At 38.6% G+C, this 22,218-nt stretch carries 20 protein-coding genes and 1 pseudogene; 4 read left to right on the top strand and 17 right to left on the bottom strand.

Annotated elements, in window-relative coordinates:
* Positions 1 to 16 precede the first annotated feature (16 nt).
* Genes P3U61_RS07650 through P3U61_RS07660 form a run of 3 tightly spaced genes read left to right on the top strand, consistent with a single transcriptional unit; the run spans position 17 to position 1,695 of the window.
* On the top strand, positions 17 to 337 hold the full coding sequence (locus P3U61_RS07650) for an MFS transporter (RefSeq protein ID WP_323695685.1): 321 nt from the start codon (positions 17 to 19) through the stop codon (positions 335 to 337).
* A gap of 5 nt (positions 338 to 342) precedes the next feature.
* Positions 343 to 1,233: an MFS transporter gene (locus tag P3U61_RS07655; RefSeq protein WP_323695727.1), complete on the top strand. Its 891-nt coding sequence runs from the start codon at positions 343 to 345 to the stop codon at positions 1,231 to 1,233.
* A gap of 3 nt (positions 1,234 to 1,236) precedes the next feature.
* Positions 1,237 to 1,695: a GNAT family N-acetyltransferase gene (locus tag P3U61_RS07660; RefSeq protein WP_037543219.1), complete on the top strand. Its 459-nt coding sequence runs from the start codon at positions 1,237 to 1,239 to the stop codon at positions 1,693 to 1,695.
* 74 nt (positions 1,696 to 1,769) lie between these two features.
* On the opposite strand, the pseudogene P3U61_RS07665 reads toward P3U61_RS07660, so the two are convergent.
* From P3U61_RS07665 to gmk, 3 genes and pseudogenes are all read right to left on the bottom strand, one after another.
* Positions 1,770 to 1,850, bottom strand: a pseudogene (locus P3U61_RS07665) (IS6 family transposase); the annotation flags it as partial.
* A gap of 407 nt (positions 1,851 to 2,257) precedes the next feature.
* A complete protein-coding gene (gene rpoZ / locus P3U61_RS07670) occupies positions 2,258 to 2,467 on the bottom strand; it encodes a DNA-directed RNA polymerase subunit omega (protein ID WP_014614146.1) in 210 nt (69 codons plus the stop codon).
* Positions 2,467 to 3,090: a guanylate kinase gene (gmk, locus tag P3U61_RS07675; RefSeq protein ID WP_014614147.1), complete on the bottom strand. Its 624-nt coding sequence runs from the start codon at positions 3,088 to 3,090 to the stop codon at positions 2,467 to 2,469. The genes rpoZ and gmk overlap by 1 nt, the downstream gene beginning before the upstream one ends.
* Before the next feature lie 159 nt (positions 3,091 to 3,249).
* Here gmk and P3U61_RS07680 point away from each other — a divergent pair, with 159 nt between their 5' ends.
* The gene (locus P3U61_RS07680) at positions 3,250 to 4,953 is read left to right on the top strand and encodes an Rqc2 family fibronectin-binding protein (protein WP_065354400.1); all 1,704 of its coding nucleotides are present in this window, start codon (positions 3,250 to 3,252) and stop codon (positions 4,951 to 4,953) included.
* A gap of 83 nt (positions 4,954 to 5,036) precedes the next feature.
* Here P3U61_RS07680 and P3U61_RS07685 read toward each other — a convergent pair whose 3' ends face one another.
* The 14 genes from P3U61_RS07685 to ileS form a co-directional block, all read right to left on the bottom strand.
* Positions 5,037 to 5,450, bottom strand: a complete 414-nt coding sequence (locus tag P3U61_RS07685) for a VOC family protein (RefSeq protein ID WP_014614149.1) — start codon at positions 5,448 to 5,450, stop codon at positions 5,037 to 5,039.
* A 434-nt stretch (positions 5,451 to 5,884) separates the two neighbouring features.
* On the bottom strand, positions 5,885 to 6,493 hold the full coding sequence (gene pyrE / locus P3U61_RS07690; RefSeq protein WP_014614150.1) for an orotate phosphoribosyltransferase: 609 nt from the start codon (positions 6,491 to 6,493) through the stop codon (positions 5,885 to 5,887).
* Entirely contained in the window at positions 6,481 to 7,185 is a 705-nt protein-coding gene (gene pyrF, locus P3U61_RS07695; RefSeq protein ID WP_014614151.1) for an orotidine-5'-phosphate decarboxylase, read from the bottom strand. The genes pyrE and pyrF overlap by 13 nt, the downstream gene beginning before the upstream one ends.
* A gap of 1 nt (position 7,186) precedes the next feature.
* Positions 7,187 to 8,107, bottom strand: a complete 921-nt coding sequence (locus tag P3U61_RS07700; protein WP_014614152.1) for a dihydroorotate dehydrogenase — start codon at positions 8,105 to 8,107, stop codon at positions 7,187 to 7,189.
* On the bottom strand, positions 8,104 to 8,868 hold the full coding sequence (locus P3U61_RS07705) for a dihydroorotate dehydrogenase electron transfer subunit (RefSeq protein ID WP_014614153.1): 765 nt from the start codon (positions 8,866 to 8,868) through the stop codon (positions 8,104 to 8,106). The genes P3U61_RS07700 and P3U61_RS07705 overlap by 4 nt, the downstream gene beginning before the upstream one ends.
* A gap of 13 nt (positions 8,869 to 8,881) precedes the next feature.
* Positions 8,882 to 12,055: a carbamoyl-phosphate synthase large subunit gene (gene carB, locus P3U61_RS07710; RefSeq protein WP_014614154.1), complete on the bottom strand. Its 3,174-nt coding sequence runs from the start codon at positions 12,053 to 12,055 to the stop codon at positions 8,882 to 8,884.
* Positions 12,048 to 13,148: a carbamoyl phosphate synthase small subunit gene (locus P3U61_RS07715; protein WP_014614155.1), complete on the bottom strand. Its 1,101-nt coding sequence runs from the start codon at positions 13,146 to 13,148 to the stop codon at positions 12,048 to 12,050. Before P3U61_RS07715 ends, carB begins: the two co-directional genes overlap by 8 nt.
* A 2-nt stretch (positions 13,149 to 13,150) precedes the next feature.
* Complete coding sequence (locus tag P3U61_RS07720) at positions 13,151 to 14,425, bottom strand: dihydroorotase (protein ID WP_014614156.1); 1,275 nt, start codon at positions 14,423 to 14,425, stop codon at positions 13,151 to 13,153.
* A 15-nt stretch (positions 14,426 to 14,440) separates the two neighbouring features.
* Positions 14,441 to 15,319: an aspartate carbamoyltransferase catalytic subunit gene (locus tag P3U61_RS07725; RefSeq protein WP_014614157.1), complete on the bottom strand. Its 879-nt coding sequence runs from the start codon at positions 15,317 to 15,319 to the stop codon at positions 14,441 to 14,443.
* A 21-nt stretch (positions 15,320 to 15,340) separates the two neighbouring features.
* Complete coding sequence (locus tag P3U61_RS07730) at positions 15,341 to 16,633, bottom strand: uracil-xanthine permease family protein (protein ID WP_100006726.1); 1,293 nt, start codon at positions 16,631 to 16,633, stop codon at positions 15,341 to 15,343.
* Positions 16,634 to 16,810: 177 nt separating this feature from the next.
* Positions 16,811 to 17,335, bottom strand: a complete 525-nt coding sequence (pyrR, locus tag P3U61_RS07735) for a bifunctional pyr operon transcriptional regulator/uracil phosphoribosyltransferase PyrR (protein WP_014614159.1) — start codon at positions 17,333 to 17,335, stop codon at positions 16,811 to 16,813.
* A 285-nt stretch (positions 17,336 to 17,620) separates the two neighbouring features.
* Positions 17,621 to 18,538 carry an RluA family pseudouridine synthase gene (locus P3U61_RS07740; RefSeq protein ID WP_015729003.1) on the bottom strand — a complete coding sequence of 306 codons (918 nt, stop codon included), beginning with the start codon at positions 18,536 to 18,538 and terminating at the stop codon, positions 17,621 to 17,623.
* The gene (gene lspA / locus P3U61_RS07745) at positions 18,538 to 19,023 is read right to left on the bottom strand and encodes a signal peptidase II (protein WP_014614161.1); all 486 of its coding nucleotides are present in this window, start codon (positions 19,021 to 19,023) and stop codon (positions 18,538 to 18,540) included. The genes P3U61_RS07740 and lspA overlap by 1 nt, the downstream gene beginning before the upstream one ends.
* A gap of 253 nt (positions 19,024 to 19,276) precedes the next feature.
* A complete protein-coding gene (gene ileS, locus P3U61_RS07750; RefSeq protein WP_014614162.1) occupies positions 19,277 to 22,024 on the bottom strand; it encodes an isoleucine--tRNA ligase in 2,748 nt (915 codons plus the stop codon).
* Positions 22,025 to 22,218: the final 194 nt, after the last annotated feature.

Genomic DNA, 22,218 nt, shown 5'->3' on the forward strand with positions numbered 1-22,218 from the left:
AATCAGGAGAGCATATATGGAATTTTTCAATTTTAATGTCACTATTAGATTAAGACTAATTTGTGGGTTTGTTACACGATTGTTCAATATGGCTGTTATCCCATTTATGGCTATTTATTTTGCTGAAAAAACTACCCCTTTTGTTTCAGGAATAGTTTTAACTTTTTCTATTATATTAAATGTAGCTTCAAATTTATTCGGAGGATATTTAGCAGATATTTTTAATAAAAAGAACGTTTTAGTTACTGGTATTTTATTAAATAGTTTAAGTTTGATTTCCATTGGTATATCAATGTCGGTTTTGTTTATATATCTTATTATTTTTTCTTTTTATTAAATAGTATATTTTCCTCATTATACAAACCTTCCCTTTCAGCAATGATAATTGAAGCAACATCAGATAATAACAGAAGAAAAGTCTTTAGATATAATTATTGGTTAGTTAACCTTTCAGTAGCATTAGGAATATCTATAGGTGGAATTTTTTTTAAAGAATACTCAAATTATATATATATAATTGCTGGATTATCGACCTTAATAGTTTCTATAATCTATTATAAATACATGAGAAATTACGAAAAAGAGAAATCTAGTATCAAGGAAAACCCATCAATCAAAAAAATTTTTTATAATTATTCATATGCAATAAGGGATAAAAGTTTTTTATATTTTATATTAGCTGGAGGTATTATATTCAGTAGTGAATGGCACTTAACTAATATAGTAAGTGTAAATTTAAGTGAAAATAATATAATAAATTCAATCGGTAATTATTCGTTTGATGCTGCAAAAACTATTGCCTTTTTGCAAGTAATAAATACTTTTATTATTCTATTATTATCTATATATATAGGTAAATATATGGAACGTTATAAAGTGAAGTACGTCTTACTTATTGGAACAAGTTTTTACTCCTTTTCGTATCTCTTCATGTTAACAACCAATAATATATATTTAATGATACTACTTATTATAATCGCTTCTTTAGGAGAATTGGTATTCGCCCCCTCTTATCAAGTAGCGCAAGTGAATATTATGAATCTAGATAAAAAAGGATCCTATTCAGCTCTAGGATCACTGGCCACGCAGAGTTCTTCTTTAATTGCATCATTGACTCTAATGATTAGCCAATACTTAAATACTTATTTCATTTTTATAATACTTCTATTATTAAGTATTTTTGCGATTTTAACGCTTTACACAGTATATAATAAAAGAATGGAGAGTGTGTAAGATATGGCGGTTTATTTTAAAAAAACTACCTTGAAGAATGCGGATTTTATTTTAGAAATGCAAAAGCAATGCTTTAGAAATGACTTTTTAGAATATGAAGATTATGAAACCAGTCCATATTATGAAACCTTAGAAGATTTACAGAATGATATATGTACAAATCATCATTTTACGATTTTTTTAGACGAAAATATAATAGGTGCTTTTGAAATCAAAGAAAAAAAAGACAGTCAACATTTATATAAAATTTTTATATCTCCGAATAAACAAAATAATGGAATTGGAAAAGTAGTTATGAAAATGATTTTTGAAAAATTGACTAATAAAAACAAATGGACTGTCTATACACCACACAAAAGCTTTAGAAATCATCATTTCTATGAATCTTTAGGTTTTAAAAAATATGGCGAGGCTATTTTATCAGATAAATTAACATTGTTTAAATACGTTAAATACAATTAGCTTATTTCTGGTTCTGTTGCAAAGTTGAAAAATAAGCGGTTAACCCCATGTTTAAAAGAATCAGTTGTGTTATGTTAACTAGCTAGCATAATAGTAATTTCATGGCATGGCGAAAATCCGTAGTTCTGAAGACACGTGCGGTTATAGGTTGTATATTTTTAACGGTTGGTGAGAGATTCACTGACCGTTATTTTAATTATTGATATTAAAAAAGCACAAATATCTCTATAATTGTAAGTGACCAAACCGACGATTAAGGAGATATTGTGCCTATGTGTAATGATATATCAGAAATACTAGGAATTAAAGTTAAAAATTTAAAAATCACTCAAAATTTAGGATTACATGTTCATAAAAACGTACAGGCTATGTAAATCATGCGTTAGAAACTACTAATAATAGATATAGACTATGTCATTTTATCGTCTCATTCACCGACGTTTGATAAAGAACCAAAATATACAATCAATGTAAAAAACGCCTTTCAAATTCATCTCAACGGATAGAGACAACTTTGAAAAGCGTATTTTAAATGTCATATGCATTTATCGATTGTATTGAATTAAAAGTGTGATTCATCAACGTGTGGATGAATTTTGCTTGCGGCAATTTCTTCTAACGCACGGCCTACTGTTTTTTTGCTTTCATAACGATCTAATAATAAATGATCAGGGTCAGCTTGTAACTCACGTGCACGTTTAGCGGCTGTTGTCGCAATTAAATATTTTGAGTTAATTTTATCTTGTAAATGGTGTAACGGTGGGTATAACATTATTTTTTGGCCTCCAATAACATTTTTCTGTATTTCGCTTCAATGCGTTCTCGCTTTAAATGTTCAGCTTCAACAATGGACTGAATGCGGTCTTTCGCTAGATCCACTTCATCGTTTACGACAACATAATCGTAAAGATTCATCATCTCAACTTCTTTTTTCGCTTCTTTTACGCGACTTTCAATTTTTTCTTTTGATTCTGTTCCACGACCGATTAAACGCTCTGTTAAATGGTCTAGACTTGGTGGTGCTAAAAAGATAAATAGCGCATCTGGAAATTTCTTGCGCACTTGCTTGGCCCCTTCAACTTCAATCTCTAAAAATACATCATGACCTGCATTCATCGTATCTTTAACATATTGCACGGGTGTGCCGTAATAATTTCCTACATACTCTGCGTATTCAATAAACTCATCTGCTTCAATGAGTTTTTCAAATTCTTCTCTCGTTTTGAAAAAATAATCAACGCCATCTTGTTCACCTTCTCGCATTTGACGCGTTGTCATCGAGATAGAATATTTATAAGATGTGTGTGGATCATCAAAAATACGTTTTCTAACTGTGCCCTTGCCAACACCAGAAGGGCCTGAGAGTACTATTAGTAAGCCTTTTTCAGTATCCATGCCTTACGACCTTTCTTCGCTATTCTTCTATTTATTAACATATCTTACCACAATTTTTATTGAATTGCATAGAGGGCCAAGCGAAAACTTTAGTTCTGACGTGCATGGATAGGCATGTTATAATAATGTAATGAAAATTTTTAAAGGTGGCAGATAATTATGGCATTTGATGGTATGTTTACAAGAAAAATGGTAGAAGATTTACAATTTCTCGTTTCTGGGCGTATTCATAAAATCAATCAACCGGAAAACGATACAATCATCATGGTTATAAGACAGCAACGCCAAAATCATCAATTGTTGTTGTCGATTCACCCGAATTTTGCACGGATTCACCTCACTACAAAAAAATATGATAATCCATTTGAACCGCCGATGTTTGCGCGCGTCTTTCGTAAACATTTAGAAGGTGGACGTATCCTTGCCATTCGCCAAATCGGAAATGACCGTCGCATCGAAATGGACGTGGAAAGTAAAGATGAAATTGGTGACACGATTCATCGTACAGTGATTTTAGAAATTATGGGAAAACATAGTAATCTCATTCTCGTTAATGAAGAACGTAAAATTTTAGAAGGTTTTAAACACCTTACACCAAATACGAATCAATTTAGAACCGTGATGCCAGGTTTTCAATATGAAGTGCCGCCAACACAACATAAACAGAACCCTTATGCGTATACTGGTGCGCAAGTGCTCCAACATATTGATTTCAATGCGGGCAAAATTGATCGCCAACTGCTTCAAACGTTTGAAGGTTTTTCACCGTTAATCACAAAAGAAATCACATCAAGGCGCCATTTTATGACCACACAAACTTTACCTGAAGCTTTTGACGAAGTGATGGCCGAAACGAAAGCGACACCCCAACCGGTATTTCATAAAAATAACGAAACAGGTAAAGAAGACTTTTATTTTATGAAGTTACATCAGTTTTACGATGATTGCGTCACATATGATTCACTCCATGAACTGCTCGACCGTTTTTATGATGCACGCGGTGAACGTGAACGCGTCAAACAACGTGCAAACGATTTAGTCAAACTCGTCCAACAATTACTTCAAAAATATCAAAATAAATTAAGTAAGCTCGTCGATGAACAAGCGGGGACTGAAGAAAAAGAAAATCAACAATTGTACGGCGAGTTAATCACAGCGAATATTTATCAACTCAAACCTGGAGATCGCCAGTTAGAAACAGTAAATTATTATACAGGAGAAAACGTGACTATTCCGTTAAATCCACAAAAGTCACCTGCTGAAAATGCGCAATACTATTACAAGCAATACAACCGAATGAAAACACGTGAGCGCGAATTGACCCATCAAATTACTTTAACGGAAGAAAATATCGCTTATTTTGAAAATATCGAGCAACAGTTGTCACACATTCAAGTTCATGAAATTGACGATATTCGTGAAGAACTAGCAGAACAAGGCTTTATCAAACAAAAGAAAAAGCAAAAAAAGAAAAAGCAACAAAAAATCCAGTTACAATCCTACGTTTCGACTGATGGCGATACGATTTTAGTCGGTAAAAATAATAAGCAAAATGATTATTTAACGAATAAACATGCGCAAAAATCGCATTTATGGTTCCATACAAAAGATATTCCAGGAAGCCATGTCGTGATTTTAAATGATGTGCCAAGTGACAAAACGATTGAAGAAGCGGCGATGATTGCAGCGTACTTTTCAAAGGCGGGGCAATCGGGACAAATTCCAGTGGATTATACAACAATTCGCAATGTGCATAAGCCGAGTGGCAGTAAACCTGGATTTGTAACGTACGATAACCAGAAGACGCTTTACGCAACGCCGGATTATGACATGATTCGTCGATTGAAAGCTGAAGAAGCGTAAAAGATTAAATATCAACATAAAAATCCGAGCCTTTTCGTCACACGTAACGAAAGACTCGGATTTTTGCTTATCTTATTCTATTGTTATTTCTTTGATTCTGGTAAGGCGAGTTGGAAGTTCACGCCGAATTTATCTTGAACCCAGGCGAATTCACGAAATTGTGGTGGCATTGCTGTTTTCGGCATTAATATCGCGCCACCATCTTTTAAACCATGATATAATGTATCCATTTCAAATTGATCTTTCACTGTCACATACAATGACATCGCTGGGTTCATTTCAATATCCGTGCCATTCATATTATCAATCGCCATAAAGACTTGACCATTTAATGTAAAAATAGAATGTTGTACTTTTCCTGCTTGTTCTGGAATCGTGTCATCGTATTTCACCATTGTAATAATCTCGCTATCTTCAAATAATGATGTATAACGTTGAATTGCTTCTTCAGCGTCACCATTAAACATTAAAAACGTCGTAATTTTAGGTATTTTCATAACCGGTCCTCCTCAAATGTCAAGCGATACTTTCATTTTGAAATTCACAATCATCAGTTACAACTGCGTCATACTGTGAAGTGTTTATTTCTATTTCTATTGTTTTTGCTTTCACTCTATATTATAACCGGTTACAATAGTGTTAAATCATTTTTGGAGGTTATTTTATGATTAGTATGCATTTATTAATCCCTCTTTTAGTATTTTTATTGATCTTAATTGGCGGTTGGCTCTTTTTACGTTGGTACTTAAGATAATAGTTTACACGTTTAAAAGAAGTCATCGAACGCTAAACCTAAACGATGGCGTATAGGAGGATTTTCTTCTCATCACAATAGGTTTTCAGTAATGTTTTATTGTGCAGTTCGCAACTAATTCGTTATATTAACAAATACAAAAAGAAGCTGGGGATATGAACCAGCTTCTTTTTCTGCTTATAATTGATTACGCCATTCGACTAATGTCTGAATGTCATCTTCTGAAATTTGGTCTTCTTCACGTGCGACTTCAATTAGCTCGTCATAGTTGCTTAACGTATAGAAAGGGACACCGGCTGCTTTAAACGTTTCGCCAGCTTTATTTAAACCGTATGTGAAAATTGCAACGACACCTAACACTTCAGCACCCGCTTCTTGTAAGGCTTCAACAGCTGTGATGCAAGAGCCACCAGTTGAAATTAAATCTTCAATGACCACTACTTTTTTACCTTCACTGCGCGCGCCTTCAATTTGATTTTGCTTGCCATGACTTTTACTTTTTGAACGCACATAATTCATTGGCAAATTCATTTTATCTGAAATATATGCCGCATGTGGAATGCCGGCTGTTGCTGTTCCTGAAACGATTTCGACATCAGCAAAATGTTGTTCAATCAGTTCAATTAAGCCGTCACGGATCGCGGTACGTACTTCTGGATATCCGAGTGTGACACGGTTATCACAATAAATAGGTGATTGAATACCGGAACTCCATGTATACATTTCATTCGGTGATAATGATACGGCTTCGATATCTAATAATGCTTTTGCGATTAATTTTGACATGCATTTAACCAACTTTCTTTAATTTGATGATAACTTTGTACTGGATTGTCGCTTTGTGTAATCGGGCGACCGACAACAATATGTGTCGAACCGAGCTGACGTGCTTTTTCAGGTGTTGTGATGCGTTGCTGATCGTCTTTTGCACTATTAGCTAGACGAATACCTGGTGTCACTTTTAAGAAGTCGTCGCCGCAATGTTCGCGAATCATTGTCGTTTCTAACGGTGAACATACGACACCATCTAAGCCTGCTTGTTGCGCAAGGCTAGCATAGTTTAAGACGGCTGTTTCCATCGACGTTTGGATATTTTGTTCTTCATGCAACTGTTGTTCAGATGTAGATGTTAATTGTGTGACGGCGATGATTTTAATAGCTTTGTTGTGTCGACGTAACCCTTCCACTGCACGTTGCATCATGACTGTACCACCAGCTGCATGGACATTGACGAGATCCACGTTCAACTTTGCAAGACCTTCCATCGCTTTACCGACCGTATTCGGAATGTCGTGCAATTTTAAGTCTAAAAAGATGTCATGACCAAGTGCTTTAATTTGATCAATGAGTGCTGGTCCCGTCTGATAAAATAATTCCATACCAATTTTGACGAATAATGGTTCGTCAAATTGCGCTAAAAATGACATCACTTCTGCTTCGGTTGCAAAATCTAAGGCGATAATCGGATCTTGTCTCATGTTACTGCAATCCTTTCAATGTACGACCTTTAAGTTCTGAAATATGATGCACATTTAAGGCATCTAAATATTCAGGTAAAGTATCGATAATTTCTTTGCAGACCATTGGATTTTGGAAGTTTGCTGTTCCGACTGCCACTGCATCTGCACCGACTGACACGTAATCAATGACGTCTTGCGCATTTTGGACGCCACCCATTGCGATAATTGGAATATCAGGTAAAGCTTTACGAACGTCATGCACCATTCTTAATGCGACTGGCTTAATCGCTGGCCCACTTAAACCACCCGTAACGTTATAAATAATTGGTTTGCCTGTGCGTGCGTCAATTCTCATACCGACAAGTGTATTAATCATCGTTAAACCGTCTGCATACTGTGCGATCGCTTCCGCCATTTCAACAATGTTTGTTACATTAGGCGACAGTTTCACATAAACAGGTACTTCAGACACTGCTTTTACTTTACGTGTTAATTCAGAGGCGATGGTCGGGTCTACACCGAACTGCATGCCACCTTCTTTTACGTTTGGACAGGAGATATTCAGTTCTAACGCTTTCACATTTGGTGCTTTGGAAATGTGTTCAGCTACGTATACATAGTCTTCTTCCATCGAGCCGGCTACATTTGCAATAATTGGAACGTCGTGTTGTGCTAATGCTTTAAGTTCATGATCAATAATATGATGGACGCCTGGATTTTGCAGTCCAATCGCATTCAACATCCCACTATCTGTTTCCGCGACACGTGGCGTTTCATTGCCAAAACGTGCTTCTTTCGTTGCAGCTTTAATCATGATGGCCCCTAACTCAGACAAATCGTAAAACTGACCGTATTCCGCACCGAATGCGAAACACCCACTTGCCGGCATAATCGGATTTTTTAACGATAATCCTGGAATTTTTACTGCTAATCGACTCATAGTACAACCGCCCCTCTTTCAAATACTGGTCCATCTGTACACACTTTCACATAATCTGTTGGACTTTCTGGTACGTGACAAACACACGCAAAGCATGCACCGACACCGCAGCCCATGCGCTCCTCTAATGAAATGTAACCCGGCACATCTTTCAACGTTTCTAACTGTGTTAACGCCTTTAACATGGGTAACGGCCCACACGTGTAAAAAATGTCATAATCGACTGGAAGTGCATCAATGACCGTTGTGACAAAACCTGTTGTACCTAATGAGCCATCTTCTGTAACAATGTGCGTTTCTCCTAATGCCTCAAATTGTTGTTGATAAAACACATCTTTAGCAGAACGGAAACCTAAAACATGTACTGTTTCGATGCCTCGTTCATTGAGTTGTTTCGAAAGTTCATAAAGCGGCGGAACACCGATGCCCCCTCCGACGAGTAAAGCTTTTTTCTTCGCTTTGTCTACTGGAAAACCATTACCTAGTGGTGCTAAAATATCAATTTCGTCGCCTTCATTTAAGGCAGCAATACGCTTTGTGCCTTCCCCTTCAGCACGAAATAGCATTGTAAATTGTTGTTGCGCTTGATCGATATGACAAATCGAAATCGGTCGACGCAACATGTGTAATGAGCCTTCTCCAGCTTTAATATGCACGAACTGACCAGGTTGCTGAAGTTTTTCAACAACCGGCCCTTTGACTGTTAATTCATAAATGCGTTCTGCAATAGGTGCATTTGAAACCACTGTTAATTTTTCCACCGCTTTTGACCTCCTACATATTTCTCATTGAAAATGTCATGCTTTCAATAACATTTGTTAATGCGTTCGCTGTATCGAGTGAAGTGAGACAAGGCACCCCATTTTCAACTGATGCACGGCGGATTTGGAATCCGTCACGTTCAATTGTTTTACCTTTTGTCATCGTGTTAATGACAAGTTGGACTGAACCGTCTTGAATTTTTGTAATCAAATCGTCGTGGCCTCCAATTTTTCCTACCGTTTCAACGTTGATGCCATGATCTTTCAACGTAGCCGCTGTGCCTGCTGTTGCCACGATTTTGTAGCCTACTTCACTTAAACGCTTCGCAATTTTAACCATTTCTTCTTTATCTTTATCGCTGACGGTAATCAATGCTGTACCGTAATCTTTGACTTCCATCCCTGCTGCTGTTAATCCTTTATATAGCGCCTTTTCTAACGTAATGTCGCGACCCATCACTTCTCCTGTTGATTTCATTTCAGGTCCAAGTGTGATGTCGACATTTTTCAATTTATTAAAGCTGAATACCGGTGCTTTAACAAATACCCCTTCTTTATACGGTTGAATGCCTGGTTGATAACCGAGCGCTGTTAGTTTTTGACCTATAATCGCTTGCATTGCGAGTTGTGCCATTTGAATTTCTGTAATTTTACTTAAGAACGGCACAGTACGGCTCGCTCGCGGATTCACTTCTAGCACATAAACCCCATCATGTGCGAGGACGAATTGGATATTGATTAAACCGATAACGTTGAGCCCTTTCGCTAATTTGATTGTATAAGCTTCCAACGTATCAATGACGTCTTGACTTAACGTTTGTGGCGGATATACTGCGATAGAGTCACCTGAGTGAACACCTGCACGCTCGATATGTTCCATTATCCCTGGAATCATAACTGTTTCTCCGTCAGAAATGGCATCCACTTCAATTTCTTTACCTGTTAAATAACGGTCCACGAGTACGGGATGTTCTGGACTGGCTTTCACCGCTTCATTCATATAGTTTTCAAGTTCTGCATCATTGTACACAATTTCCATCGCACGACCACCGAGCACGTATGATGGACGGACCACAACAGGATAACCGATATCGCGTGCATTATCGAGTGCTTCTTGAGCCGATGTCGCTGTTTTCCCTTTCGGCTGAGGCACGTCGATTTTGTTCAGTAACGCTTCAAATTCTTTACGGTCTTCAGCACGGTTTAAATCTTCAAGTGATGTACCTAAAATTTTTACGCCGTATTTCGCTAATTTGTCCGCTAAGTTGATCGCTGTTTGACCACCGAATTGCACGACGACGCCTTTAGGTTGTTCTAGATTAATGATGTTCATCACATCTTCTTCTGTGAGTGGCTCGAAATACAACTTGTCTGAAATTGAGAAGTCTGTCGATACCGTTTCCGGGTTATTGTTAATAATAATCGCTTCATAACCAGCATTTTGAATTGCCCATACAGCGTGTACTGTTGCATAGTCGAATTCTACCCCTTGACCGATACGAATAGGCCCTGAGCCGAGTACGATGATTTTCTCTTTTTCAGTGACGAGCGATTCATTTTCTTCTTCATAGGTACCATAAAAGTAAGGTGTTGTGGATTCAAACTCTGCTGCACACGTATCGACCATTTTATACACAGGGCAAATGTTGTGCTGTTGACGTAACTTATACACTTCTGCTTCTGTCATTTCAAAACGATGTGCAATGACGCGGTCGCTAAAACCAAAACGTTTTGCAAATCTTAAGTAATCAATATCGCCTGGATGTGCCTTCAATGCATGTTCCATATCGATAATATTTTTGAATTTATTTAAGAAGAAGTAATCGATTTTCGTCATTTCATGTAATTCTTCAAGTGTTGTGCCACGACGAATCGCTTCACCAATGAAGAACAATCTTTCATCATCTTGCGCTTGAATACGTGCCTTAATGTACTCTAAGTCAAAAGATTCACCATTAGGTAAGCCAAGATGATGCACGCCGTATTCTAAAGAACGAATTGCTTTTAATAAAGATTCTTCGTACGTGCGACCAATCGACATGACTTCCCCTGTCGCTTTCATTTGTGTACCGAGTTCGCGTTCACCTTTTTCGAACTTATCGAATGGAAAACGTGGGATTTTCGATACGATATAGTCTAAACTTGGTTCGAATGCCGCGTAAGATGTGCCAGTAACTGGATTTTTCATCTCATCTAGAGTCAGACCTACCGCAATTTTCGCAGCGAGTTTCGCAATCGGATACCCTGTTGCTTTTGAAGCGAGTGCCGACGAACGGGATACGCGCGGATTCACTTCTATAATGTAAAACTGCATGGAATGCGGATCCAAGGCGAGCTGTACGTTACATCCCCCTTCAATTTCTAGTGCACGAATGACTTTTAATGACACGTCACGCAACATTTGATATTCCACGTCTGACAATGTTTGACTTGGTGCAACAACGACTGAGTCACCCGTATGAATACCGACTGGATCAATGTTTTCCATGTTACATACGACAATCGCGTTATCATTTTTGTCACGCATCACTTCATATTCAATTTCTTTAAAGCCTGCGATCGACTTTTCAATTAAACATTGCGTAGCCGGACTATATTTTAATCCGTTAGAAACGACTTCACGGAGTTCTTCATCATTATGACAAATGCCGCCCCCTGTACCGCCCATCGTAAATGCTGGACGTACGATTAACGGATAACCGACTGCTTCTTTAAATGCAAAGGCTTGTTCAAGTGTATTCACAATGTCACTTTCAGGTACTGGCACATTCAAGTCATTCATTAACGAGCGGAACAATTCACGGTCTTCTGCTTGTTCAATAGATGACAATTTCGTACCGAGCAGTGTGACGTTATTTTCAGCTAAGACCCCACTATTATGTAATTCGATCGCCATGTTGAGCCCTGTTTGTCCACCGAGCGTCGGTAAAAGTGCATCCGGTTGTTCTTTACGGATAATGCGTGCAATAAAATCGTGTGTGAGCGGTTCGATGTAAACTTTGTCAGCAATTTCTTTATCCGTCATAATCGTCGCAGGGTTTGAGTTAACTAAAATGACACGGTAACCTTCTTCTTTGAGTGCGAGACATGCTTGTGTCCCTGCATAGTCAAATTCTGCTGCTTGACCAATGATGATAGGACCTGAGCCAATCACTAAAATCGTTTGAATATCATTTCTTTTAGGCATGTGTAACGCGCTCCTTTTGCTTATTTTGTTGCATCATTTCTACAAATTGATCAAATAAGTAATTAGAATCTGTTGGACCTGGGCAAGCTTCTGGATGGTATTGTACCGAAAATGCTGGTAACGTACGGTGTTTCAAGCCTTCAACCGTGCCATCATTTAAGGCGATATGTGTAATTTCTAAATCTGTTGCAGCCACAGAATCCGCGTCGATTGCATAACCGTGGTTTTGACTTGTGAGTGCGATTTTACCTGTCGCCAAATCTTTAACAGGGTGGTTGGCACCTCTATGTCCGAATTTCATCTTGAACGATTTCGCACCTTGACTGAGCGCAAAAAGTTGATGACCAAGACAAATGCCGAAAAATGGAATGCGCCCTAAAATACCGTTAATCATATCAAGTGCAACTGTCACGTCATCCGGATCACCAGGACCATTTGATAACATGACACCGTCTGGCGCCATTTTAATAATTGTATCTGCAGAAGTGTCATATGGTACGACCGTTACCTCACAGCCACGTGCATTCAATTCACGGACAATATTTTGCTTCTTTCCGAAGTCCACAAGTACAACGCGCAAGTCAAATCCTGTTGAGACGTAAGGCGTTTTCGTAGAGACAGTTGGCACTTCAGTTCTTGGAAATTCTGCTGTTTTGAGTGCTGTCACAGTTGTTTCAATTTCTGATGGATCATCGACAAATGCTGCTTTGAGCACACCATGTTGACGAATTTTTTTCGTGATGCTGCGCGTATCCACGCCACTAATACCTGGAATATCATATTCTTTCAATACATCGTCAAATGATTTCTGTGCTCTAAAGTTACTCGGCATTGTGCACGCTTCTTTCACGACGACACCATTAAGGCTTGGTGTAAGTGATTCAAAGTCATCGTGGTTAATGCCGTAATTACCGATTAAAGGATACGTAAATGTAATGATTTGGCCTGTATATGAGGGGTCAGAAATGGTTTCTTGATAACCTGTCATTGCAGTGTTGAATACAATTTCACCGCGTGTTAATTTGTCAGACCCTAACTTAAAACCTGTATAATGTGAACCATCTTCTAAAACAAGGTAACGTTTCTCAAACATGTTTATTTTGCCTCCTCGTAACGAATGTTGCCTTCAACCATAGTTAAAATAGGATTACCGTATACTGTTTCACCTAAGAATGGTGTGTTAGACGCTTTTGATAAGAAATCTTCTGCTTTAATTTCGTACGCATCGTCTAAGTTGATTAATGTTAAATCTGCAAGTGCACCCTCTGCTAACTTGCCATAAGGGAGACCGAACACTTCAGCTGGTTTTGTTGTCAAGTAATCAACGAGTTGTTGTAATGACCAATCCCCATTTTTCACAAAGTGTGTATAAAGTAATGGGAATGCTGTTTCACTGCCGACAATGCCGAATGGTGCACGTGTCATCGGTTGTGCTTTTTCGTCTGCTGCATGTGGTGCGTGGTCTGTCGCAATACAGTCAATCGTACCGTCAAGTAAGCCTTCTAATAACGCCGCTCTATCTTCTTGACTTCTTAAAGGCGGATTCATTTTATAAATCGCATGATCTCCTGGCACATCATCTTCTGTCAGTAATAAATGGTGTGGCGTCACTTCCGCTGTCACTGGAATACCTGCTTTTTTCGCATCACGAATGACACGCACGCTTTCTTTCGTTGATACGTGGCACACGTGATAATGACATCCTGTTGCTTCACTCAGTAACACGTCACGCGCGATTTGTACCGATTCACAAATATTTGGAATACCTGGAATGCCAAGCTCTTGACTGCGGCGGCCTTCATGCATGGCACCACCATAGATAAGACTATTATCTTCGCAGTGTGCAACGACTGCTTTATTTTGTGCCTTCGCTTGTTGCATCGCTTCATACATCATCGCCGCTTCTTGAACACCGACCCCATCATCTGTGAATGCAAATGCGCCATTTTCAGCTAACGCTTTGAAATCGACATGCTCTTTTCCTGCTTGACGTACTGTAATAGAGGCATACGGTAGGACACGAACTTGTGCATTTTTGTCAATTAATTCATTCAGCTGTGTTAAATGTTCCAACGAATCAGGAACAGGTTTCGTATTTGGCATAGGACAAACCGTTGTAAAACCTCCACGTGCCGCTGCTTTGGTGCCTGTTTCAATCGTTTCTTTATATTCGCCACCTGGCTCTCTCAAATGCACATGGACATCGATAAAACCTGGCGCTAAAAAGTGACCTTTTGCATCAATGACTGTCATGTCTTCAGTTGGTTCAATCGTTTCTGCAATCTGTTTCACTGTCTTGCCTTCGATTAATACATCAACTTTTTTCAACGTACCTGCTTCTAACATCTTTGCATTTTGAATTAATTTCATCATCCTAATCGCTCCTTAACCATTTAAAATTTCAGTTAATACTGCCATTCTTATGTACACACCATTTGACATCTGTTCAAAAATACGTGACTTCGGTGCTTCTACTAATGTATCTGCAATTTCTACATCGCGATTTACTGGTGCGGGGTGCATCACAATCGCATGATCTTGAAGTGTGGCATATCGTTCTTCAGTCAAACCATAACGACGGTGATATTCTTCTTTTTCAAAACCTTGTGAAACGCCTGCATGTCGTTCATGTTGGACACGTAATAACATTACAATGTCGACCTCGTCAATCACATCATCTAATTCAACGTAATCTGCAGCCATGCTGTCATCTTTCCAAACGTCAGGACTTGAGAAAACGACCTTTGCACCAAGTGCAGTTAAACTATGGTAATTACTACGTGCCACTCGTGAGTTTTTAATGTCACCGCAAATGACCACTTTTAGTCCTTCAAAACGACCATATGTTTCGTAAATCGTCATTAAGTCCAATAAGCTTTGCGTCGGATGCTGGCCACTGCCATCCCCTGCATTAATAATCGGAATCCCCATATTCAACAAGGGTTCGTAGTAATGATTTTGTTCGTGTCGGATGACTAGTGCATCACAGCCAATGCTTTGTAATGTTCGGCATGTGTCATACAGCGATTCCCCTTTTTGTACAGAAGAGGCACTTGATTCAAAGTTGATTTGCTTCATATCCAAACGGTGTTCTGCCATTTCAAAACTACATTTCGTACGTGTCGAATTTTCGAAAAACAAGTTCGCAATGTAACGTCCTTTCAAATTCGGTACCGCTTCTCCTGCTTTATACTGCATCGCTTTTTGAATTAAGTTTTCAATTTCTTCTACAGCTAAATGTTCCATTGATACGAGATGTTGCATAATAATCAAGGCCTCCTATAATTAACTTTTTGGTAAAATTAAGTTCAGTAAAATCCCTGCTGTTGCTGATAATGCCATCCCTTCAATTGTGAGATGTACACCTAAATCAGATAAATTCAACATCATGTTACCGATACCGATGACGAGAATGACTGACGCGATGACTAAGTTACGGTTTTGCGCAAAGTTGACTTGACTTTCGACAATCATACGTAAGCCACTTGCCGCGATAGTCCCGAATAATAAGATAGACACACCACCCATTACTGGTGTAGGGATAGATGAAATCAGTGCTGTGAATTTCCCAACAAAGCCAAGCATAATGGCGATAACTGCCGCACCGCCTATGACGTAAATACTGTAAATTTTCGTAATCGCGAGTACACCGATATTTTCACCATAAGTCGTACTCGGTGGCCCCCCGATGATACTTGAAAACATTGTCGATACCCCGTCACCGATGATGGAGCGGTGTAGTCCCGGATCTTTAAAGAAGTTACGGCCGACGATTTTGTTGATGACCATTTGGTGTCCGATATGTTCACTCACCGTTACAAACACGATTGGGAGCATCACTGCAATTAATCCGAGATGCACGGAAGGTTGATAATCTGCAAATGGAATGTAAATATCTGGGAACTGGAACCAAGCGGCCTCTGCGACAGGTTTGAAATCTACAATGCCAAACACTATCGCTGTAATGTAGCCGACGATGATACCGATTAACACTGGAATGAGCGAGAAAAAGCCTTTCGCAAATCCTTGAACAATCAATGTCACAAGTAAGGTAATCCCTGCCACGGCTACAAAGCTTAAATTGTACCCTTTCATCTCAGCTGAACTTTCAAACATCGCCATGTTGACAGCAGTCGGTGCTAAACTTAAACCAATCACCATAATGACTGGACCGACAACGACAGGTGGTAATAAATGCATGAGCCAGTCTGTGCCACTCACTTTGATCGCAACCCCGATGATAACGTACATAACACCACTCATGAATAATGCAACGAGCATATCACCTAAGCTATTCGTACTTAAACCGGTAATAATCGGTGTGATAAACGCAAAACTTGAACCGAGATACGCTGGAATCTTCCCTTTTGTAATCAAGATGTAGAGTAATGTTCCTACTCCTGATGCGAGTAACGCTGATGATACAGGTAAGCCTGTTAAAAACGGTACTAATACTGTTGCACCGAACATCGCAAATAAATGTTGAAGACTTAAAAATACCCATTGCCCCGCTTTTGGTCTTTCATTCACATCGAGTACCGGTTGAACCGTTCTCGTAAACATTTGTTCATTTTCCATTGTTTTCTTCCTTTCTTATAAAAAAAGCCTCTTCACCAATTAAGGTAAGAGACTGAGGTGATTACAAACAGATATACACACATACACCGACTATAATCGGCGGCCGACATCGTACGTCATTGGCTCTATTTGCAATTATACCTTTGTCAGTCTCTCGTACTGAATTAAAAGGTGTCATTATGTGATGACAACCGCATTGCGATCGTCTATTTCTTCTAGGTAAACATTGACAGATTCTTCATGAGACGTTGGAATATTTTTCCCTACAAAATCTGCACGAATCGGTAGCTCTCGATGACCACGATCCACGAGTGTCGCTAAACCAATCTTTTTCGGTCTCGCATGAAGTAAAATCGCATCAAGTGAAGCACGTACTGTACGTCCAGTATAAAGCACATCGTCCACAATAATAACCACTTGATGATTCAAATCAGTGTCGATGTTAAATCCTGGTGCATCTTGTTGTTGGCGCGAATCGATATCATCTCTAAAACTTGTAATATCGATTGCTCCTGTTGGGATTTGGACCTCTTCAATCTGTTGAATCTTTTGTTGTATACGTTGCGCTAAATACTCACCGCGCGTCTTAATACCGAGTAATACAAGGTTTTCTGTGCCTTTATTGTATTCCAATATTTCATGGGCAATACGTGTTACTGTGCGTTTGATAGCAGATTCGTCTAATACAACGCGTTCAACCAATCCTTTCACTCCTTACGTAAAAAAACTCATGTCTTTAAGTAGACATGAGTTTTAAGCAATTTAATATGATAGACTATCAAAAACTGTCCCATTACGTCTCTCGTACGTACAATGCAGCATCTATATGATAGTTCTCTAAATTGAATGATTGATATCATGTCTTTTGAGCCTCACTGGACTCCCTCTTAAAGACGATTCAGTTTTTATTCGTTTTTAACTTGTTCTTATGGTAACGTTTTTAACACCAAAAGTCAAAGCAAATCTGGCTATTTTTTAAAATTTTACTTAAATATCTTCTTTACGCACTTGTTCAATGACAGCTTCAAATTCTGCAGGAAGCGGCGCAAAACGTTCAATGTATTCCCCTGTTTTAGGATGTTCAAAACCGATAAGACCCGCATGTAAAGCTTGTCCGCCTATTTCTAACGTCTTTTTCGGACCATATTTCGGATCGCCTACAAGCGGATAACCGATATACTTCATATGCACACGAATTTGGTGCGTACGTCCTGTTTCTAGTTCACATTCAACCAATGTATAGTTTTTAAACGTTTCAATGACATTAAAATGCGTCACAGCTTCTTTACCGTCATCAACGACAGCCATCGATTGACGGTCATTTTTATTGCGTCCGATAGGTGCATCAATCGTTCCAAACTCATGTGGAATATGGCCATGTACGAGCGCAATATACTTTCTTTTCACAGTTTTTGCCATCAATTGTTCAACTAAACTGCGATGTGCCACGTCATTTTTCGCAACCATCAGTAACCCTGAAGTATCTTTATCGATACGGTGCACGATACCTGGACGAATTTCACCGTTAATACCTGATAAATTTTTGATTTGATACATTAAACCATTTACAAGCGTCCCAGTATAATGCCCTGGCGATGGGTGAACGACCATGCCTTTAGGTTTATAAACAATCGCCACGTCGTCATCTTCGTAGTAAATGTCTAAATTTAAGTTCTCTGCTTGAATATCTGCTTCTACCACTTCTTTTTCAGTGATTTCTATACGGTCACCTAATTTTAGTTTATAGTTCGACTTGACAGCTTTACCATTAACTTCAATTAATCCTTCTTTAATCCACTCTTGTAATTGACTGCGTGACCACTCCGAATTGAATTCAGGCAATATTTTGTCAATACGCTGTAAATGATGCGTTGCGTCTTCAATATTAAATATATGTTTTTCCATTACGACACCTTACCTTTTTGATTCTGATCTTTTAATAATACAATAATCAACAAGACCACACCTATTGTCAAACTCGCATCTGCAATATTAAAAATAGGAAAATCATAACCGAAAATGACTGTATCTATAAAGTCCACCACTTCACCGCTACTGACACGATCAATAAAATTACCTAACGCGCCCGAAAACAACAGGCTTATCGCAATTTGCATCAGCATATTATTTTTCGCTTCTTTAATATAAAAGACAATGAGCGCAATTAAAACGATTATCGTAATAATATAGAAGAATGTCATCTTCCCACTTAGTATACCCCAAGCGGCCCCATTATTGCGATGAGAAGTAATGTATAAAAATTTTGGAACTACTGCAAATGACTCACCCAACGTCATTTGTGTACGGATAATAAATTTAGTCAGTTGGTCGCCTATCAAGATGATTAATGTAATAAAGAGCGATAGGCCAATGTAATATTGTTGTTTCATACTTTTTGTCCTTTCTGTTAGTCACTGATATATTATAACACGATATATTTTAACTATGTAATTATTTCATGATAACTACATTTGAAATACATCCTAGGGTTGTCAGTGATACAGTGTTGGACCGTTTACAAAAGATTGATTTAAATGGAGTAATTTGTAACTCAAAGTTATGTATGTTTCACACAAACAAAAAAGACAATGTTAGCACTTAGCCAGTACCAACATTGCCTTCTTTAATATTTCATTGATTCGATTATACTAACGTTTTTACGACTTCTTGACAGCGTGGGCATAAATCATCTAATTCACCCACACTACCTAATGATTCGCTGTAATTCCAACAACGTGCACATTTCTCTCCATCAGCTTTTGCGATTTCGATTGTACCGTGTTGATATGCTTCACCTTTTGTATCTTCTACTAATTCAACTTGAGACACGATGAACAATTGATGTAAATCATTAAAACCTTCTAAAAATGCAAGCGTATCAAATGAAGAGCTGTTGCCGATTTTCACTTTAGCTTCTAAAGATTTACCGATAACTTTTTCATTTCTTGCCGCTTCTAATGCACGGTTCACATCATCACGTAAAGCCATGAATGTGTTCCATTTATCTAATAACGCTTGGTCCACTTCTTCTTTAGCCGGCATATTTGTTAAATGAACACTTTCTTCGTCCACTTGTTCGATATGTGACCAAACTTCTTCTGCGGTATGCGGAATGATTGGCGCAAGTAATTTAGTCATATTCACTAAAATTTCGAACAATACTGTTTGCATACTACGACGTTTATGCGCATTTTTTTCTTCAATATAAAGAATATCTTTACCATAATCTAAATAGAAGTTACTTAATTCAACGTTGATAAAGTTTTGAACCTCTTGGTAAATATTTAAATAATCGAATGATTCGTAATGATCTAATGTACCTGCTGTAAATTCACGTAAGCGATTTAAGATATAGCGGTCCACTTCTAATAAATCCGCTTCAGCAATTCGGTCTGTTGCTGGGTTGTAGTCGTTGATGTTACCTAATAAGAAACGTAAAGTATTACGGATTTTACGGTATACGTCAGCAACTTGGTTTAAAATTTCGTCTGAGATACGTACGTCAGCAAGGTAGTCCACTGAGCTCACCCATAAACGTGCAATGTCGGCACCTTTTTGTTTCACAATCGTATCAGGCACGATCACGTTACCTAATGATTTACTCATTTTCTTACCTTCCCCGTCCATTACGAAACCGTGTGACAATAACATTTTGTATGGTGAACGGCCGCGCGTCGCAACGGATGTTGTAATTGAAGAGTTGAACCAACCACGATATTGGTCACTGCCTTCAAGATACATATCTGCTGGGAAACTTAACTCTGGACGTGTTTCAAGGACACCGCGATGTGATGAACCAGAGTCGAACCATACGTCCATAATATCTTGTTCTTTTGTAAATTCACCGTTAGGGCTACCCGGATGTGTAAAGCCTTCTGGTAATAAGTCTTTCGCGTCACGTTCGAACCAAATGTTAGAGCCGTGTTGTTCGAATAAATCTGCTACGTGATAAACCGTTTCTTTCGTCATAATGATGTCACCGTTTTCAGCATAGAATACTGGCAATGGCACACCCCAGACACGTTGACGAGAGATGACCCATTCGCCACGGTCACGAATCATGTTGTAAATACGTGTTTTACCCCAGTCGACTTTAAACTTTGTATCTTCAATCGCATCTAAAATGTCTTGGCGCACTTTAGAAATCGACGCAAACCATTGTGGTGTCGCTCTGAAAATCACTGGTTTTTTCGTACGCCAGTCATGTGGGTAACTATGTGTAATAAAGTCTAATTTGAGTAATGCACCTTTTTCAGTTAACAATTCTGTAACAGCTTGGTTGGCTTTATCGTAAAACATACCTTCAAATGGGCCACCTTCAGCAGTGAAAACCCCTTTATCATCTAATGGGCTAATGACTTCTAAACCGTATTTTTGACCTACAATAAAGTCATCTTCACCGTGTCCAGGCGCTGTATGCACACAGCCTGTACCAGCATCTGTTGTGACATGCTCACCATTGATGATTAATGAAATACGATCAATAAATGGATGTTGTGCTTCGATATATTCTAATTCTGAACCTTTGAAATCTTTTTCGCGAACAACAGCTTCTTTATCCCAACCTAATTGTTCAGCAACTGCATCAACTAATGCTTCGGCGATAATGTAACGTGTACCGTCCACATTCATTTGAACATATGTCAATTCGGGATGCACTGTAATGGCTACGTTTGACGGTAATGTCCAAGGTGTTGTTGTCCAAATGATAAACTTCGCATCATCCGCAACGATACCTTTACTGTCTTTCACGTCAAATGCGACATAAATAGAAGCTGAACGTTTGTCGTGGTATTCGATTTCCGCTTCTGCTAATGACGATTCACTTGAAGGTGACCAGTAAACCGGCTTTTTCCCTTTATATATTAAACCTTTGTCAGCCATTTCACCAAATAAGCGAATTTGTGCCGCTTCGTATTCTGGTTTTAACGTAATGTATGGGTTGTCAAAATCGCCGTTAACCCCTAAACGTAAGAAGTCTTTTTTCTGAATATCGATTTGTTCCATCGCAAAAGCTTGACATTTATCACGAAATTCTGCAGTTGTCATTTCTTTACGTTTAACGCCTTTTTTCGTTAACGCTTGCTCAATCGGTAAACCGTGTGTATCCCAACCCGGAACATAAGGTGTATAAAATCCTTGCATCGTTTTGTAGCGGTTGATAAAGTCTTTCAAAATTTTATTCAACGCATGTCCCATATGTAAGTTACCGTTTGCGTATGGCGGACCATCATGCAAAATAAATGACGGTTGTCCTTCATTTTTTTCTAACATTTTGCGGTATAAATCTTTCTCTTTCCACTCTTGTTGTATTTGTGGTTCCTTTGTTGGAAGTCCTCCGCGCATTGGGAATTTTGTTTTTGGCATGAGTAACGTATCTTTGTATTCCATTTTAAACTACACTCCTTTAACTGAAAAAGAACTCTAAGCTCAGATATTCAGGGACGGACATGCCGCGGTACCACCCTGCTTAACTCAGCTTAGAGTTCTCTCATTGATTTTAATATGACATGGCGAATCAGTGATATAAAATAAGGTCATCTGTTAGGCTCTCACCACTTCCTAACTCGCTGTATGGATGATTA

It is taken from the genome of Staphylococcus pseudintermedius, from assembly GCF_034042775.1.
Taxonomy (GTDB): domain Bacteria; phylum Bacillota; class Bacilli; order Staphylococcales; family Staphylococcaceae; genus Staphylococcus; species Staphylococcus pseudintermedius.

Excerpts from the sequence above, each read along its gene's own strand:
- P3U61_RS07685 (WP_014614149.1), bottom strand. The coding sequence starts at position 5,450 with ATGAAAATACCTAAAATTACGACGTTTTTAATGTTTAATGGTGACGCT.
- lspA (WP_014614161.1), bottom strand. The coding sequence starts at position 19,023 with ATGAAACAACAATATTACATTGGCCTATCGCTCTTTATTACATTAATC.
- P3U61_RS07680 (WP_065354400.1), top strand. The coding sequence starts at position 3,250 with ATGGCATTTGATGGTATGTTTACAAGAAAAATGGTAGAAGATTTACAA.
- P3U61_RS07725 (WP_014614157.1), bottom strand. The coding sequence starts at position 15,319 with ATGCAACATCTCGTATCAATGGAACATTTAGCTGTAGAAGAAATTGAA.
- P3U61_RS07740 (WP_015729003.1), bottom strand. The coding sequence starts at position 18,538 with ATGGAAAAACATATATTTAATATTGAAGACGCAACGCATCATTTACAG.
- gmk (WP_014614147.1), bottom strand. The coding sequence starts at position 3,090 with ATGGATACTGAAAAAGGCTTACTAATAGTACTCTCAGGCCCTTCTGGT.
- ileS (WP_014614162.1), bottom strand. The coding sequence starts at position 22,024 with ATGGAATACAAAGATACGTTACTCATGCCAAAAACAAAATTCCCAATG.
- pyrE (WP_014614150.1), bottom strand. The coding sequence starts at position 6,493 with ATGTCAAAATTAATCGCAAAAGCATTATTAGATATCGAAGCCGTATCA.
- carB (WP_014614154.1), bottom strand. The coding sequence starts at position 12,055 with ATGCCTAAAAGAAATGATATTCAAACGATTTTAGTGATTGGCTCAGGT.
- P3U61_RS07650 (WP_323695685.1), top strand. The coding sequence starts at position 17 with ATGGAATTTTTCAATTTTAATGTCACTATTAGATTAAGACTAATTTGT.
- P3U61_RS07730 (WP_100006726.1), bottom strand. The coding sequence starts at position 16,633 with ATGGAAAATGAACAAATGTTTACGAGAACGGTTCAACCGGTACTCGAT.
- pyrF (WP_014614151.1), bottom strand. The coding sequence starts at position 7,185 with ATGAGACAAGATCCGATTATCGCCTTAGATTTTGCAACCGAAGCAGAA.
- rpoZ (WP_014614146.1), bottom strand. The coding sequence starts at position 2,467 with ATGTTATACCCACCGTTACACCATTTACAAGATAAAATTAACTCAAAA.
- P3U61_RS07715 (WP_014614155.1), bottom strand. The coding sequence starts at position 13,148 with ATGTTTGAGAAACGTTACCTTGTTTTAGAAGATGGTTCACATTATACA.
- P3U61_RS07720 (WP_014614156.1), bottom strand. The coding sequence starts at position 14,425 with ATGAAATTAATTCAAAATGCAAAGATGTTAGAAGCAGGTACGTTGAAA.
- P3U61_RS07700 (WP_014614152.1), bottom strand. The coding sequence starts at position 8,107 with ATGAGTCGATTAGCAGTAAAAATTCCAGGATTATCGTTAAAAAATCCG.
- P3U61_RS07660 (WP_037543219.1), top strand. The coding sequence starts at position 1,237 with ATGGCGGTTTATTTTAAAAAAACTACCTTGAAGAATGCGGATTTTATT.